This window comes from Iamia sp. SCSIO 61187 (genome assembly GCF_019443745.1).
GTDB lineage: Bacteria > Actinomycetota > Acidimicrobiia > Acidimicrobiales > Iamiaceae > Iamia.
The window spans coordinates 3,332,036-3,347,486 of record NZ_CP050948.1; the positions used below are offsets into that span (position 1 = coordinate 3,332,036).

The window sequence follows — 15,451 nt, forward strand, 5'->3', positions numbered from 1 at the left end:
CGTCCCACCCCACCGGAGGCCCCGTGCACACCACCGTCGTCGACCACCCCCTCGCGGCCCAGGCGCTGGGCCGGCTCCGCGACGAGACCACCGACCGGGCCGCGTTCCGCCAGGCCATGGACGACCTCGCCGGCCTCCTGGTCGTCGAGGCCACCCGGTCGCTGCCGACCGTCGAGGTCGAGGTCCGCACCCCGCTGGCCCCCACCACGGTCGTGCGCGTCGACCCGGCGCCGCTGACCGTCCCGGTGCTGCGGGCCGGGCTGGGCCTGCTCCCCGGCGTGCTCCGCCTCCTGCCCGACGCGCCCACCGGCTTCATCGGCGTGGCCCGCGACGAGGTCACCCTGGAGCCCGTCCCCTACATGGACTCGGTGCCGGCGGACCTCGGCGGTCGCGCCGTGCTGGTGCTGGACCCCATGCTCGCCACCGGCGGGTCGCTGGCGTTCGCGTGCGGCCTCCTCCAGGGTCGGAACCCGGGGCGGGTCACCGCGGTCTGCGTCCTGGCCGCCCCCGAGGGGGTGCGCCGGATCGAGGCCTCGGGCCTGGTCGACGAGCTGGTGGTGGCCTCGATCGACGAGCGCCTCAACGACGTCGCCTACATCGTCCCCGGCCTGGGCGACGCCGGCGATCGCCTCTTCGGCACGGCGTAGTGACGGCAGGGGTCGAGCGAGACGCTCTCCGGGGCGCCCCACCCGTTCCAGCAGGCAGTGACGGCAGGGGTCAGACGCTCTCCGACCCTTGCCACCGACGTGGGCCAGACGAGGACGGTCGGAGTGGGTCTGACCCCCTCAGCGAGCAAGACGCTCGAGAAGGGAGTGTGCCTGACCCCCTCCGAACCGCGACCCGCCCCGCCGACCCCACCTAGTCCAACCCGAGGACGGCGGGGAGGGCGGCGGTGATCTCGGTCAGGCCCTCGCGGGCCCGGGCGCGGGCGCCGGCCACGTCGGTGCCGGGGGGCACGGCCTCCACCACCTCGACGTAGCACTTGAGCTTGGGCTCGGTGCCGCTGGGCCGGACCACGACGCGCGCTCCGGGGAGGGCCAGCCCGACCACGTCGGCCGGGGGCAGCCCCCGGGCCGGGGCACCCTCGGCCAGGTCGCTGACCCCGGCCACCGCCCGGCTGCCGATCATCGTCGGCGGGGTGGCCCGCAGGCGGGCCATGGCCTCGGCGATGCGCTCGGCCCCGTCGCCGCCCTCGAGGCGCACCGACCACTGGCCGGTGAGGTGCAGGCCGAAGCGCCGGGCCAGGTCGTCGAGCCGGTCCCACACCGTCAGGCCCTGCTCGACCAGGTCGCTGATCATCTCGCTGGCCAGGAGGAGGGCGCTGATGCCGTCCTTGTCCCGCACGGTGTCGCCGATGCAGTACCCGAGGGCCTCCTCGTAGGCGAGGATCAGCGGGTGCTCGGGGGTCCCGGCCCGGGACAGCCACTTGAACCCGGTGAGGGTCTCCACGTACCCGCGGCCGGCGGCGAGGGCGATCTCGCGGAGCAGCGTGGACGACACGATCGTGGTGGCGAAGACACCCCCCTCGGGCAGGTCGCCGCGCCGGACGAGGTGGTCGGCGAGGAGCCAGCCCAGCTGGTCGCCGCTGAGCGGGGTCCACGCGCCGGCGTCGCGGTTGGCGCCGACCTTGGGGTCGACCACGGCCATCGCCAGGCGGTCGGCGTCGGGGTCGTTGGCGAAGGCCACCTCCGCCCCGACGAAGGCGGCCGTGCGCACGAGGTGGTCGAGGGCGCCGCGCTCCTCGGGGTTGGGGAACGACACCGTCGGGAAGTCCGGGTCGGCCTCCGCCTGCTCGGTGACCTCGTGCAGGGTGATGAACCCGGACTGGTGGGCGGCGCGGCGCACGACGGGACCGCCCACGCCGTGCAGCTGGGTGTAGGCGACCTGGACCGGGGCCCGCCCCTCCTTGGGCTTCACGACCCGACCGATGGCGTCGAGGTAGGCGTCGACCATCTCGAGGCCGTGGTGCTGGATGATCGGGTTGCTCGCCCCGCTGATCGGGAGCCGGGCCAGCGGTCCGGCCGCGGCCATGGCCTCGGCGATGGCCGCGGCCTGGGTGGCGTCGATCTGCCGGCCCTCGCCGTCGTAGACCTTGTAGCCGTTGTCCGGCGCCGGGTTGTGGCTGGCCGTCACCATGATCCCGGCGGCGACGCCGATGTGACGGACGGCGTAGGCCAGGACCGGTGTCGGGATCGGCGCCGGCAGGACGTGGACGGGGATGCCGGCCCCGGCGACGACCTCGATGGTGTCGGCGACGAAGTCGTCGGAGCGGTGGCGGGCGTCGCGGGCCACGACGACCCCGTGCTCCGCGGTCCCGGCGGCCCGGATCCAAGCGGCGATGCCCGCCGCCGCCCGGCGCACCACCGCCCGGTTCATGCGGTTCGGGCCGGCGCCGACGGGACCGCGCAGGCCGGCGGTCCCGAACTCCAGGTGGGTCCGGAACAGCTCGCGCAGCTCGGCCTCGGCCGCGGCCGCCTTGTCCGGCTCGGCGTCCTCGACGTCGTACCAGAGCTGGCGGAGGTGGCCCGCGGTGCCGGGCTCGGGGTCGTCGTCGATCCAGGCCTTGACGCGCGCGACGAGGGCCTCGGTGCTCTCGTCGGTCGCCGTCATGGGGCTAGGAGTCGAGGAGGTCGACCAGCTGGGCCAGCGACAGGCCGGGCCGAGCTCCGGTGTGCCCGATGACGGCGGCGGCCGCCATGGAGCCCAACGAGCCGCAGCGGTCGAGCGACATGCCCTGGGTGTAGCCGTAGAGGAAGCCGGCGGCGTAGAGGTCGCCCGCGCCCGTCGTGTCGACCCGCTTGGGGACCTCGTGCGGGGCGATGACGTGGGTCTCGTCGCCGGCGATCACCACCGACCCGTGGCGCCCCTTGGTCAGGCAGGCGACCTTGCAGCGGCCTCGCACCTTGGCCACGGCGTCGTCGAAGTCGTCGACCTCGTAGAGACGGGTGATCTCGTCGGTGTTGGCGAAGAGGATGTCGACGCCGCCGTCGATGAGGGCGAGGAAGTCGTCGCGGTGCCGGTCGACGCAGAACCCGTCCGACAGGCTGAGGGCCACGTCGCGACCAGCGGCGTGGGCCGCCTCGGTGGCCACCCGGTAGGCCTCCTTCGCCGCGTCGCGGTCGAACAGGTAGCCCTCGAGGAACGTGACCTTGGAGGCCCGCACCACGTCGAGGTCGACGTGCTCGGGGCCGAGCAGCGACGACGCGCCCAGGTACGTGTTCATCGTGCGCTGGGCGTCCGGCGTGACCACGATGAGGCACCGGCCGGTGGCGGGGCCGTCGGTGGCCCGCGGCGAGTCGAAGTGGACCTCGAGCCCGGCCAGGTCGTGGGCGAAGACGGTGCCCAGGTCGTCGTCGTGGACCCGGCCGATGTAGGCCGCCCGGCCACCGAAGCTCGCCAGACCGACGAGGGTGTTGGCCGCCGAGCCCCCCGACATCTCGGTGCGCTGGCCCATCGCCTCGTACAGCTCGCGGACGCGGTCGTCCTCGATGAGGGTCATCGACCCCTTGGTCAGGTCGTGGCCCTCGAGGAAGGCGTCGTCCTCGTGGCTCAGGACGTCGACGAGGGCGTTGCCGATCCCGACGACGTCGTAGGTGCTGGTCTCCGACACGGAGGACGACCCTACTGCCCGGGTCCCGATGCCCTGGTCTCGACCCCTGCCCGGACGCACGTGGCTACTGTGACGGCGTCCACACCCTCCCCGCACGGAGACATCGATGCCCGTCAGCCCTGCCGGACCGCGCCCGCACGAGCGAGCGCCACGGGCGCGGTCGCGCCGCTGGGCCCTGGGTGCGGTCGTCGGCTCGCTCGTCCTCGCCCTGCTGCCGGCGGCGGCCACGCCGGTCGCCGCCGTGCCCGCCCCCCTCGACCGGGGGGCGGCGGCGCCGGGGTTCGGCGCGCCGGGCATCCCCGTCCGACCGGCGTCGGAGCGGTACGTCCGCGAGGCCTACTCCGCCATCCTCCACCGCGAGGCCGAGGAGGGTGGGCTCCAGTACTGGGGCGAACGGCTCGACGGCAGCACCACCCGGGCCACCTTCGCCCGCCAGCTCGTCTTGTCGTCCGAGTCGGTGCGGGGCCACGTGGCCACCATCTACGAGGTCTTCGGCCGGCCGGCCACCACCGAGGAGCGCGACGCCTCGGTGGCCCGGGTGCGGGCGACCTCCGTCGAGCGCGAGCTGGTCCGCCTCCTCGCCACCGACGAGTTCTACGAGCGGGAGGGCGGGGCCAGCCCGGCCGGGTTCGTGCAGGCCCTCTACAACAGCGTCCTCGACCGGGCGCCCGACGAGGAGGGCAGCGCCTACTGGCTGGGCCGCCTCGAGACCGGCGCGACCCGCGCCCAGGTCGCCCACGGCTTCGTGTTCTCGGGGGACCGCCTGGCCCTCGTCATCGAGGACGCCTACGACCGGGTGCTCGGCCGCACCGCCGACAGCGGCGGTCGCACCTACTGGGCCGGGCGCCTGCGCCGCGGCGACGGCATCCTCGGCATCGACCGCGCCCTGCTGGCCAGCGGCGAGGCGTGGGGCGCCGGGTGCAGCACCCTCGACCGCACCCGCTGCCTCCTGCCCTTCCCCAACGACGAGCTGACCCTGCCGGACCCGTCGACCGACACCGGGCGCCGGGTGGTCCTCAAGCCGCCGTGGGTCCCGGGCACGGCGAACGGCACCCCGTTCGACCCGACGGAGTGGAACCGCCAGGACGGCTTCAGCCCCGGCTCCGCCCTCCTCCTGCACAGCGGCGGGATCGACCCCGAGCAGTCCGGCCTGCCCGGGCTCGACGACATCGGGGCGTCGCTCGCCGAGGACGCCCCCATCGTCATCGTCGACACCGTGACGGGCGAGGAGTGGCCGTACTGGGCCGAGCTCGACGCCAACGCGACCGACGACGCCGAGCGGGCCCTGATCATCCGGCCGGCGCGGAACTTCCTCGACGGCCACACCTACGCCGTGGGCATCGGCCAGATGCGGGACGCGGCGGGCGAGGCCATCGAGGCCCCGGCCGGGTTCCGCACCTTCCGCGACGACCTCCCGTCCGGGGACCGTCGGGTCGAGGACGAGCGGGTGCGGGTCGAGCACGCCATCGACCAGGTCGCGGCGGCCGGGCTCGACCGGTCGACGCTCCACCTGGCCTGGACCTTCACCGTGGCCAGCACCCGCAACCTGGCCGAGCGGGCCGTGCACATGCGCGACGAGGTGCTCGGCGGGCCGGCCGGGATGGCGGCCGCCGACTTCGCCGTCACGAGCCAGAGCGACCAGGGGGACTGGACCCGGGTCGAGGGGACCTACCAGGTGCCGCTGTACCTCACGGGCACGGGCCAGCCCGGCTCCCGCCTGCGCCTCGGCCCCGACAACCTGCCCGAGGCCCAGGGCACCATGACCGCCCCCTTCACCTGCGTCGTGCCCGACTCGGCTCGCACCATCCCGGCGCGGGGCGGGCTGTACGGCCACGGCCTGCTGGGCCGGGGGACGCAGGCCGCCAGCAGCGGGCCGCGCGACCTGGCCCGCGAGCACAACATGGTCTTCTGCGGCACCGACTACATCGGCATGGCCGAGGACGACCTCGACCCGTCGCTCAACATCGTCCAGATCATCGGGAACCTGTCGCGGTTCTCCGAGGTGGCCGACCGGAACCAGCAGGGCCTGCTCAACTTCATGGTGCTGGGCCGGCTCATGACCCTGCCCGGCGGCCTGGTCACGGACCCGGCGTTCCAGGGCGTCGGCGGGGCTCCGGCCATCGCCGGCGACGACCTCACCTACTACGGCATCAGCCAGGGCGGGATCATGGGCGGCGCCCTCGTCGCCCTCAGCACCGACATCACCCGCGGCGTGCTCGGCGTCCCGGCGATCAACTACTCGACGCTGCTCGAGCGCAGCGTCGACTTCGACCCCTTCTTCTCGGTGATGGCGGGCAGCTACCCGAGCGCCCTGGACCGCATCATGATGGTCTCGGTCATCCAGATGCTGTGGGACCGGGGCGAGGGCAACGGCTACGCCAACCACGTCACCGAGGACCCGCTGCCGGGCTCCCCCGAGAACGAGGTGCTGATGCACATCGCCGTCGGCGACCACCAGGTGGCGACCGCCGCGGCCGACGTGCAGGCGCGGACCTACGGCGCCGCCACGAACGATCCGCCGCTCGTCGAGGACCGCTCCTCCGACGTCGAGCCGCTGTGGGGGATCGAGCGGATCGAGACCTGGCCCCACGCCGGCTCGGCCACGATCTACTGGGACAGCGGGGCCCCGTGGCCGCCGCTGGAGAACGTCCCGCCCCGCGACGGTGAGGACCCCCACGGCGACCCCCGGTCGGACCCCGACGCCCGGGAGCAGATCTCGGAGTTCCTCCGCCCCGGCGGCGTCGTCGTCGACGTGTGCGACGGCGGCCCCTGCCTGGTGGGGTAGCCCTCGCGGCTAGCCGACTCCGGTCTGGTAGTCGTCGATCAGCAGGGCGTCGCCCTCCTGGACGAACGTCACCAGGACGTTCTCCGTCGAGCTGCCGTCGCCGGTCTCGTACCGGAGCGTGAGGGCCACGGTGCCGGCGTCGGCGTCGCCGCGGGGCCGGCCCTGGACCTGGACCGATTCGATCTGCTCGCCCCAGAAGTCGTCGTAGGCCTCCCGGCTCGTCTCGGCCTGGTAGCGAGGCGTCAGGAGGTCCCAGGCGGCGTCGAGGTCGCCCGCGGCCACGAGGTCGTAGTAGCGGGTCACCGCGTCCTCGAGGTCCTCGTCCGTGACCTCGGGCGAGGGCGGGGTCGTCGCCTGGGTCGTGGTGGGGGTGGTCGTGGTGGTGGTGCTGGCGGTGGTCTCCTCCTCCTCCGCCGCCGTCGTCGTGGTCTCGGGCTCGGTCGCGGGAGGGGCCGTCTCGGCGGGGGCCGACGTGGTGGTGGTGGCGTCGGTGGCCACGTCGCCGTCGTCGCCGTCGCCGCGGGTGAGGGCGAAGGCCACGGCGGCGGCGATCAGCACGACCGCGACCAGACCGGCGGCGACAAGCACGCCCCGTCCGCCGCGTGGGTCGGACGCCGGGCCCGGCCGCGGTGCGGGCGGCGGCGGGACAGGTGCCGCGGCGGGGACGGGGCTCGGGATCGCCCGCGGGGGCGGGGCGTCGGCGACCGGGGCCTGGACGGCGGTGCGCTCCGGCGGCGGCACCACGGCGGCGGCGGCGACGGTGGTCGCCTCGGGCCGGTCGCCCCCGGTGCCGTCGAGGCCCTCGAGGGCCTCGCGCAGGGCGTCGGCGGTCGGGGGCCGGTCGCCGGGCCGCTTGGCCAGCCCCGCCTCGAGGACGGCGGCGAGGTCGGGAGCCACGCCGTGCGCCCGCAGGTCGGGCGGCGGCTGGGTGAGGACCCGACCGACGCGGGCCATCATGGGCTCCCCGTCGGTGCCGGCGAAGGGGGCGGCGCCGCTCAGGGCGGCGTGGAGGGTGGCGGCCAGGCCGTACACGTCGCTGGCCTCGGTGGCCTGCTCACCGGAGAGGATCTCGGGGGCGGCGTAGCCGATCGTGGCGGTGACCGACCCGGTCGTGGTGGTGGCCGAGTCGACGAGCCGGGCGATCCCGAAGTCGCTGAGCTGGGGCTCGTCGTACTCCGACATCAGCACGTTGGCCGGCTTGAGGTCCCGGTGGAGGACGCCGGCGGCGTGGGCGGCGGCGAGGCCCCCGGCCAGGCGGGCCCCGATGCGGATGGCCTCGTCGCTGCTCAGCGGCCCGGATCGGACGATGCGGTCGTGGAGCGATCCGCCCGCCAGGTAGGGCATGAGCAGGTAGGGGTGGCCGTCGTCGGTCACGCCCGCTGAGTACACGGCGACGATGTTGGGGTGGTTCGACAGCCGGCCCATGGCCGTGATCTCGCGCCGCCAGCGCTCGACCGCCTTGGGGTCGGCCCCCGGCGCGAGCAGGACCTTGACGGCGACGTCCCGGCTCAGCTCCTCCTGGTGGCCCCGGTAGACCACGCCGAACCCGCCCCTCCCGATCACCTGCAGGTCGGTGACACCCGGCACTGCGGGCGCGTCGACGGCGGTCACGTGCGGCTCCCGGGCATGGGTCCCACGGTACCCAGGCGCCGCCGCCGCACTCAGGGCCGCCGCCGCACTCAGGGCAGCCGTCAGCGCGTGGCGGTCACCGACTCCACCAGCTCGGTCACCCGGCACCCCCTGCTGGCCGCCAGCACCACGGTCCGGACGTCCTCGCCCGCCCCCGATGGCGAGGCGACCACGACCGTGGTGGCTCCCACGACCTCGTCGTGGAACGTGCTCGCCCGCAGGGACCGGAGCAGCTCGGCGTCGGCCGCCCCGGTGGTGAGCAGGTCGTGGCCGACGTCACGGAGCACGGCCCGCGTCGACAGCGGGTCGAGCAGGGTGGCGAACGCCGCCACCGGCTCGTCGCGACCGCCCACGCGCACGACGTCCTCCACCACCTCGGTGACCTCCGGACCGCCGACCTCGATGGCGACGACCGAGGCCAGCCAGGTCAGCTCGGGCCCGGTCGCCCCCCGGCCGAGGTGGCGGTGGTCGCCGACCAGGCGCCGCACCTCGCAGGGGGACAGGTCGGGCAGGCAGCGACGGTCGCTCCCCACCACCACCTGGGGGCCGTGGTCGAGCCGGAGGAGGGCCGAGACCGAGGGCATGGTGTGGGTGAGGGCGGCGACGAGCCGCAGGGCGTCGGTTCCGAGCACGGGGGCCTCCGAGCAGCAGGTGTTAGGCATGCTTACCACAGGTCGACGCCGGGGTCAGCAGTAGGGTGAAACAGATCTGACGGGTCGTCAGATCTCTTGCGAGGAGCTGCGCCCATGCCTGCCCCCACCCCTGCCCCGGCCCTCGGGGCCGACGGCTGGTTCACCACCGACCCCGAGCCGGCGCTGGTCGGCCACCGCTGCCCGGCGTGCGGCACGATCGCCTTCCCCCGGCCGCCGCTCGGGTGCCCGAACCCCGCCTGCGGCGGCGATGAGCTCGAGCCCACCCCGCTGTCGCGGCGGGGCACCATCTGGTCCTACACCGACGCCCGCTACCGGCCCCCGCCGCCCTACGTGGTGCCCGGGGACGAGCACGTCCCGTTCTGCATCGTCGCCGTCGAGCTGGCCGCCGAGCGGCTGATCGTCCTCGGGCAGGTCGTCGCCGGGGTGACCGTCGACGAGCTGGTCCTCGGCCAGGAGGTCGAGCTCGTCGTCGACACCCTCTTCACCGACGACGAGGTCGTGCACCAGGTCCACAAGTGGTCACCCGTCTCCCCGGAGGTCCCGTCGTGAGCACGCCCGACCCCGTCGCCGTCGTCGGCGTCGGCATGCACCCGTGGGGCAAGTGGGGCCGCAACTTCGTCGAGTACGGCCGGGCCGCGGCCCGCGCCGCCCTCGCCGATGCCGGCATCGAGTGGACCGACGTCGACTTCGTTGCCGGTGCCGACACCATGCGCAACGGCTACCCCGGGTACGTCTCGGGGGCGACCTTCGCCCAGGCCCTCGGGTGGAACGGCACCCGGGTCGCCTCGTGCTACGCGGCGTGCGCCTCGGGGTCGACGGCGCTGGAGGCGGCCCGCACGCGGATCCTCGCCGGGCTGTCCGACATCGCCCTCGTCGTCGGGGCCGACACCACCCCGAAGGGGTTCCTGGCCCCCAACGCCGGCGACCGACCCGAGGACCCCGACTGGCTCCGGTTCCGCCTGCTCGGCGCCACCAACCCGACCTACTTCGCCCTCTACGCCCGCCGCCGGATGGACATGTGGGGCGCCACCGACGAGGACTTCGCCCGCATCAAGGTCAAGAACGCCCGCAACGGCGTGGCCAACCCCAACGCCCGGTACCGCAAGGAGGTCACCGTCGAGGAGGTCCTGGCCAGCCCCATGGTCGCCAGCCCGCTGCGCCTGCTCGAGATCTGCGCCACCTCCGACGGCGCCGCCGCCGTCGTGCTGGCGTCGGAGGCCGCCGCCCGCCGTCTCGGGCGCGACCACGTCACCGTGCGGGCCGTCTCGACGGTGACGCCGACCTACCCGAACACCATCCCCGACCTGCCCGACATCGCCGCCGACTCGGCCGTCGCCGTGCCCGCCCCCGACGCCCACTTCAAGGCCTCGATCGCCGCCGCCGCCTACGAGGAGGCGGGGATCGGCCCCCAGGACCTGTCGGTGGCCGAGGTGTACGACCTGTCGACGGCGATGGAGCTCGACTGGTACGAGGACATCGGGCTCTGCGGCCCCGGGGAGGCCGAGAAGCTCCTCCGTGACGGCGCCACCGAGATCGGCGGCCGCATCCCGGTCAACACCTCCGGCGGGCTGGCGTCGTTCGGCGAGGCCGTCCCGGCCCAGGCCCTGGCCCAGGTGTGCGAGCTGACGTGGCAGCTGCGGGGCCAGGCGGGCGACCGCCAGGTCGACGGCGCCCGGGTCGGCATCACCGCCAACCAAGGCCTGTTCGGGCACGGGTCGTCGGTGCTCCTGGCCCGCTAGGAGCAGGGTGCTGCAGGGCATCTGTTAGGCGACCCTCATATGTTGTGGCAGGCTCACGCCATGAACAGGGCCGCCACCCCCCGCCTCCGTCTGCTCGCCCTCCTGCTCGTGACCGGCCTCGCCGTCGCGTGCAGCGGGTCGTCCAACGCCGACGACGAGGCCACCGACGCCGACGCGACCGAGGAGGCGGGCTCCGGGACCACGGCCGCCGACGGCCCGTGGACCTTCACCGACGACTTCGACGTCACCCACGAGCTCGACGAGGTCCCCGAGACCATCGTCGCCGAGGTGAGCATGGCGGGGGCCCTGTGGGACCTCGGGATCGAGGTCGACGCCACCTTCGGCCAGCGCGAGCTGCCCGACGGCACCACCGACCCCCTGGGCCTGGCCGACCCCGATGCCATGGAGTCCCTGGGCGACGTCTACGGCGAGGTCAACACCGAGCGGCTCCAGCTCCTCGACCCCGACATCATCGTCGTCCCCTCCTACGAGGAGGGCCAGTACTGGGGCGTCAACGAGGACCTCGTCGACGACGTCGAGCGGGCCGGACCGGTCGTCGCCATCACCATCCCGGGCAAGGACATGCGGGCGATGGCCGACCGGGTCCTCGACCTGGCCGTGACCCTGGGTGTCGACCCCGAGGGCGCCCAGGCGACCGAGGCCATCGAGGCCTACGAGACGGCCGAGGCCGACCTCCGGGCCGCCCTCGAGGCCAAGCCCGGGCTCACCTTCATGGCCGCCAGCGGCACCGTCGACCAGCTCTACGTCGCGGTGCCGTCGGGCTACTCCGACCTGCTCACCTACCAGGAGCTGGGCATGGAGATCGTCGAGCCCGACACCGACGAGCAGTACTGGGAGACCCTCAGCTGGGAGCAGATCGACACGTACACCGCCGACGTCCTCCTCGCCGACTCCCGCGTCGGCTCGGTCGACCAGATCGTCGAGCAGATCCCCGAGGCGGCCCGCTCGATCCCGCCCATCGAGGCCGACCAGGTCGCCCGGTGGGAGGTCACCCTCGCCCCCGGCTACGCCAACCTGGCCCGGATCCTCACCGACCTCACCGAGGTGGTCGAGGCCGCCGACCCCGACGTCGTCTGAAGCCGTGACGTCACCCACCCTCGCCAAGCCGGCGGTCGTGGTCGCCCGCGACCCCGAGGCCCCCGCCGCCGTCCGACCGCCGCGGCGCGGGCTGCTGCGGGGCGGGTGGTCCCGCTCGCTCGGCCTGGCGGTGGCGCTCGCCGTCCTGGTGCTGGCCGTCGGCTGCTCGCTGGCGCTCGGCGCCCGCCCCGTCCCGTTCGGGCGGGTGTGGGACGCGCTCGTCGCCGCCCGACCCACCGACCCCGACGCGGCGCGCGACTGGTCGGTGGTGCGCAGCCTCCGCGGCCCCCGGACCATCCTCGGGCTCCTCGTGGGCGCCGCGCTGGGCATGACCGGGACCCTCATCCAGGGGCTCACCCGCAACCCGCTGGCCGACCCCGGCATCCTCGGCGTGCAGGCCGGTGCCTCGCTGGCGGTCGTCGTCGGCATCAACACGGTCAGCATCGAGGGCGCCATGGGCTACGTGTGGTTCGGCTTCGCCGGCGCCGCCGTGGCCGGCGCGGTCGTCTACGCCCTGGGCTCGCTGGGGCGGGGCGGGGCCTCGCCGGTGAAGCTGGCCCTCGCGGGGGCGGCGATGAGCGCCCTGCTGCTCGCCCTCACCCAGGCCGTCCTGCTGTCGAACCAGGCGACGCTCAACGAGTACCGGTTCTGGGCGGTGGGCTCGCTGGCCGGGCGGGAGAGCGACGTGGTCAGGGCCGTCGCCCCGTTCATCGTCGTCGGCATCCTCTTCGGCCTCAGCCGGGGTCGGTCGCTCAACGGCCTGGCGCTCGGCGACGACCTGGCCCGCGGGCTGGGCCTGAGCCTGGTCTGGGCCCGCATCAGCACCGCCCTGGCCATCATCGTGCTGTGCGGGGCGGCGGTGGCCGGGGCCGGGCCCATCGTCTTCGTCGGCCTCGTCATCCCCCACGTGGCCCGGTCCATCTGCGGGCCCGACTACCGCTGGATCCTGGCCTGGTCGCTGGTGCTCGCCCCCACCCTCCTGCTCGGCGCCGACACCCTGGGTCGGCTCATCGCCCGACCCGGCGAGGTCCAGGTCGGCATCATGACGGCGGTCATCGGGACCCCGGGCTTCATCGCCATCATCCGCCGCAAGGACCTGGCCGGCCTGTGATCGCCACCCCCGCCCCGCAGGAGACCGGCGCCGTCCGCCTGCCCCCCGACATGCGCCCCCGGGGGGCCCTGTGCATCCGGCTGGGTCCGGTCTCGGCCCGGGTCGACCTGCGGGCCGTGGCCATCTCCCTGGGCGCCGGGGCCCTCGCCTTCCTCGTCCTGTGCTGGTCGGTCTCGGTGGGCGACTACCCCATCGCCCTCTCCGAGGTGATCCGCACCCTGGCCGGCCAGGGCGTCGACCCCGAGCGGCTGGTCATCCACGAGCTGCGCCTCCCCCGCGCCACGCTGGCCGCGTCGGTCGGCGCCGCCTTCGGCCTCTCCGGCGCCATCTTCCAGCGCATCACCGGCAACCCCCTCGCCAGCCCCGACCTCATCGGGGTCAACAGCGGGGCGGCGGCCAGCGCCGTCGCCGTCATCGTCGTGTTCGCCGGATCCCCCACCCAGGTCGCCGCCGGGTCGCTCGTGGGCGCCGGCCTGGCCGCCCTCGCCGTCTACCTGCTGGCGTGGAAGGCCGGCGTGTCCACCTACCGGCTGATCCTGATCGGCATCGCCGTCGGCGCCTTCATGAGCGCGGTCACGTCGTGGCTGCTCACCAAGGCCGACATCTACGACGCCGCCCGGGCCGCCCTGTGGCTCGCCGGCGACGTCAGCGGGGCCGGCTGGGACGACGTCCAGCCCCTCTGGACGGCGCTGGCCGTCCTCACCCCGGCGGCGCTGGTCCTCGCCCGCCAGCTGCGGATGCTCGAGCTGGGCGACGACGCCGCCCGCGCCCTCGGCGCCCGCGTCGAGCGGGTGCGCGGCCTCCTGCTCCTCGTCGGCGTGGGCCTCGCCGCCGTCGCCGTCTCGGCCAGCGGGCCGATCGTGTTCGTCGCCCTGGCCGCCCCCCACATCGCCCGCCGCCTCACCGGCGGCCGCACCGTCGGCCTCCTCCCGGCGGCGGTCCTCGGGGCCCTCCTGCTGGGGCTCTCCGACCTGGCCGCCAAGCGGATCATCGCCCCCTCGGAGCTCCCCGTGGGCATCGTCACCGCCATCCTCGGCGCGCCGTACCTCCTCGTCCTGCTGGCCCTGTCCAACCGCATCGGGAGGGGCGCATGACCCGTCACCTGGGCCACTCGGCCGGCGCCTCGCCGGCCGCCGCCCCAGGCCGCTCGACCGGCGCGCCGGGCGGGCCTCCCGACCCCCGGGCCGCCGCCCACGTCCACGCCTCGACCCTGGCCCCGCCGCCCGAGACGTCCGCGGGCGACCTGCGGGCGGCCGGCGTCGCCCTGTCCTACGGCGGCCGGATCGTCGTCCCCGGCATCGACGTGTCGATCCCGACCGGGCAGATCACCGTGATCGTGGGGGCCAACGCCTGCGGCAAGTCGACCCTCCTGCGCGGCCTGGGCCGGCTGCTCAAGCCGGTCGCCGGGTCCGTCCTGCTCGACGGGCACGACATCCACTCGCTCCCGACCCGCGAGGTCGCCACCCGCGTCGGCCTGCTGCCCCAGACACCCACCGCGCCCGACGGCATCACCGTCTCGGACCTCGTCGGGCGGGGCCGCTTCCCCCACCAGCGCTGGTACCGCCAGTGGTCCCCGGAGGACGGGGCCGCGGTGGCCCGCGCCCTCGCCGTGACCGGCACCGCCGACCTGGCCGACCGGGCCGTCGACGAGCTGTCGGGCGGCCAGCGCCAGCGAGTGTGGATCGCCATGACCCTCGCCCAGGGCACGCCGCTGCTCCTGCTCGACGAGCCGACCACCTACCTCGACCTGGCCCACCAGGTCGAGGTGCTCGACCTCCTGGCCGACCTGAACGAGGACGAGGGCCGCACGGTCGTCCTCGTCCTCCACGACCTCAACCTGGCCGCCCGCTACGCCCACCACCTGATCGCCATGGCCGACGGGGCGATCGTGGCCGAGGGGCCACCCTCGGAGGTGGTGACGGCCGATCTCGTCGAGCGGGTCTTCGGCCTGGCCTGCCGGATCGTCCCCGACCCGCTGACCGGCACGCCGCTGGTCCTCCCCCGCCCGCGCCGCTGACCCGTGGGCCCGCGGTCCGGCGACGGAGCGGGCCGGGCCCATCGCCTCGCGCGCGTCGCTCACGTCGGAGGATTGCGCGGGGACTGCTCATGTGCCCGATCGCGCCCGGCCCCACAGTGGGCGCCACGACGCACGACGCACGAAGGGGCGAGCCATGGGGCTGTTCGACTCCATCAGGGGGTTCACAGGAGGGGTCGACAGCGACCTGGTCAGCCGGGGGATCCCGGCGCGGGGGTTGATCGTCGGGGTCGACGTCAACGGGGCCGGGGTGGCCTTCGGGCCCGACCAGTACCGGGTGTGCGACCTCGCCGTGCAGGTCTTCATGGACGGGGGCCAGCCCTACGTGACCCGGTGCCGCCAGCGGGTGCACGAGGTGGTCCTGCCCCAGCTGGGCGGGGGCGTGGCCGTGGCCGTCCGCGTCGACCCCCAGGACGGCAGCCGCATCGCCGTCGTGTTCGGCGAGGACCCGCCGGTGGTCACCATGGGCCCGTCGCCCGACGGCGGCGCCGCCGCCATCCTCGCCACCGGCACACCGGCCGAGGCCGTCGTCGTGGCCAACGCGCCCCTGGGGGTCCGCAACCACGAGGGCCACGACGTGCACGTGTTCACCCTCACGGTGATCCCGATGGACGGCCAGCCCTACCAGGTCCAGGTCGGCAACCCGTTCCCCGCCGCCGCCCTGCCCCTGGTGTTCCCCGGGGCCAAGGTCCCCGTCAAGGTCGGCGCCGCCGGCCCCCACGACGTGGCCATCGACTGGGTCGCGGCCCAGGGTCCCGACCTCACCAAGCAGTAGCGCTCACGGATCGCCT

At 74.8% G+C, this 15,451-nt stretch carries 13 protein-coding genes; 9 read left to right on the forward strand and 4 right to left on the reverse strand.

Annotated features, from left to right (window positions below; translation table 11 throughout):
• Nucleotides 1-23 precede the first annotated feature (23 nt).
• Entirely contained in the window at nucleotides 24-647 is a 624-nt protein-coding gene (upp, locus tag HC251_RS15870; protein WP_219941567.1) for a uracil phosphoribosyltransferase, read from the forward strand.
• Nucleotides 648-858: 211 nt separating this feature from the next.
• Here upp and HC251_RS15875 read toward each other — a convergent pair whose 3' ends face one another.
• Together HC251_RS15875 and HC251_RS15880 are read right to left on the reverse strand one after the other, a co-directional pair.
• A complete protein-coding gene (locus HC251_RS15875) occupies nucleotides 859-2,610 on the reverse strand; it encodes a phospho-sugar mutase (protein WP_219941568.1) in 1,752 nt (583 codons plus the stop codon).
• Between the two features lie 4 nt (nucleotides 2,611-2,614).
• Complete coding sequence (locus HC251_RS15880; protein ID WP_255566442.1) at nucleotides 2,615-3,610, reverse strand: adenosine kinase; 996 nt, start codon at nucleotides 3,608-3,610, stop codon at nucleotides 2,615-2,617.
• A gap of 106 nt (nucleotides 3,611-3,716) precedes the next feature.
• Between HC251_RS15880 and HC251_RS15885 the strand changes: the two genes are divergently transcribed.
• Entirely contained in the window at nucleotides 3,717-6,395 is a 2,679-nt protein-coding gene (locus HC251_RS15885) for a DUF4214 domain-containing protein (protein WP_255566443.1), read from the forward strand.
• A 9-nt stretch (nucleotides 6,396-6,404) separates the two neighbouring features.
• On the opposite strand, the gene HC251_RS15890 is transcribed toward HC251_RS15885, so the two are convergent.
• Nucleotides 6,405-8,006, reverse strand: coding sequence for a serine/threonine-protein kinase (locus HC251_RS15890; protein ID WP_219941571.1), 1,602 nt, complete (start codon nucleotides 8,004-8,006; stop codon nucleotides 6,405-6,407).
• An 80-nt stretch (nucleotides 8,007-8,086) separates the two neighbouring features.
• The gene (locus HC251_RS15895) at nucleotides 8,087-8,656 is read right to left on the reverse strand and encodes a hypothetical protein (protein ID WP_219941572.1); all 570 of its coding nucleotides are present in this window, start codon (nucleotides 8,654-8,656) and stop codon (nucleotides 8,087-8,089) included.
• A 114-nt stretch (nucleotides 8,657-8,770) separates the two neighbouring features.
• Between HC251_RS15895 and HC251_RS15900 the strand changes: the two genes are divergently transcribed.
• From HC251_RS15900 to HC251_RS15930, 7 genes are all read left to right on the forward strand, one after another.
• Nucleotides 8,771-9,226 carry a Zn-ribbon domain-containing OB-fold protein gene (locus HC251_RS15900; protein ID WP_219941573.1) on the forward strand — a complete coding sequence of 152 codons (456 nt, stop codon included), beginning with the start codon at nucleotides 8,771-8,773 and terminating at the stop codon, nucleotides 9,224-9,226.
• Entirely contained in the window at nucleotides 9,223-10,416 is a 1,194-nt protein-coding gene (locus HC251_RS15905) for a lipid-transfer protein (RefSeq protein ID WP_219941574.1), read from the forward strand. Before HC251_RS15900 ends, HC251_RS15905 begins: the two co-directional genes overlap by 4 nt.
• A gap of 60 nt (nucleotides 10,417-10,476) precedes the next feature.
• Complete coding sequence (locus tag HC251_RS15910) at nucleotides 10,477-11,514, forward strand: ABC transporter substrate-binding protein (RefSeq protein ID WP_219941575.1); 1,038 nt, start codon at nucleotides 10,477-10,479, stop codon at nucleotides 11,512-11,514.
• 4 nt (nucleotides 11,515-11,518) lie between these two features.
• A complete protein-coding gene (locus HC251_RS15915; RefSeq protein ID WP_219941576.1) occupies nucleotides 11,519-12,625 on the forward strand; it encodes an iron ABC transporter permease in 1,107 nt (368 codons plus the stop codon).
• On the forward strand, nucleotides 12,622-13,719 hold the full coding sequence (locus HC251_RS15920; RefSeq protein WP_219941577.1) for an iron chelate uptake ABC transporter family permease subunit: 1,098 nt from the start codon (nucleotides 12,622-12,624) through the stop codon (nucleotides 13,717-13,719). Before HC251_RS15915 ends, HC251_RS15920 begins: the two co-directional genes overlap by 4 nt.
• Entirely contained in the window at nucleotides 13,716-14,642 is a 927-nt protein-coding gene (locus HC251_RS15925) for an ABC transporter ATP-binding protein (RefSeq protein ID WP_219941578.1), read from the forward strand. The genes HC251_RS15920 and HC251_RS15925 overlap by 4 nt, the downstream gene beginning before the upstream one ends.
• Before the next feature lie 154 nt (nucleotides 14,643-14,796).
• Complete coding sequence (locus tag HC251_RS15930; protein WP_219941579.1) at nucleotides 14,797-15,435, forward strand: hypothetical protein; 639 nt, start codon at nucleotides 14,797-14,799, stop codon at nucleotides 15,433-15,435.
• Nucleotides 15,436-15,451: the final 16 nt, after the last annotated feature.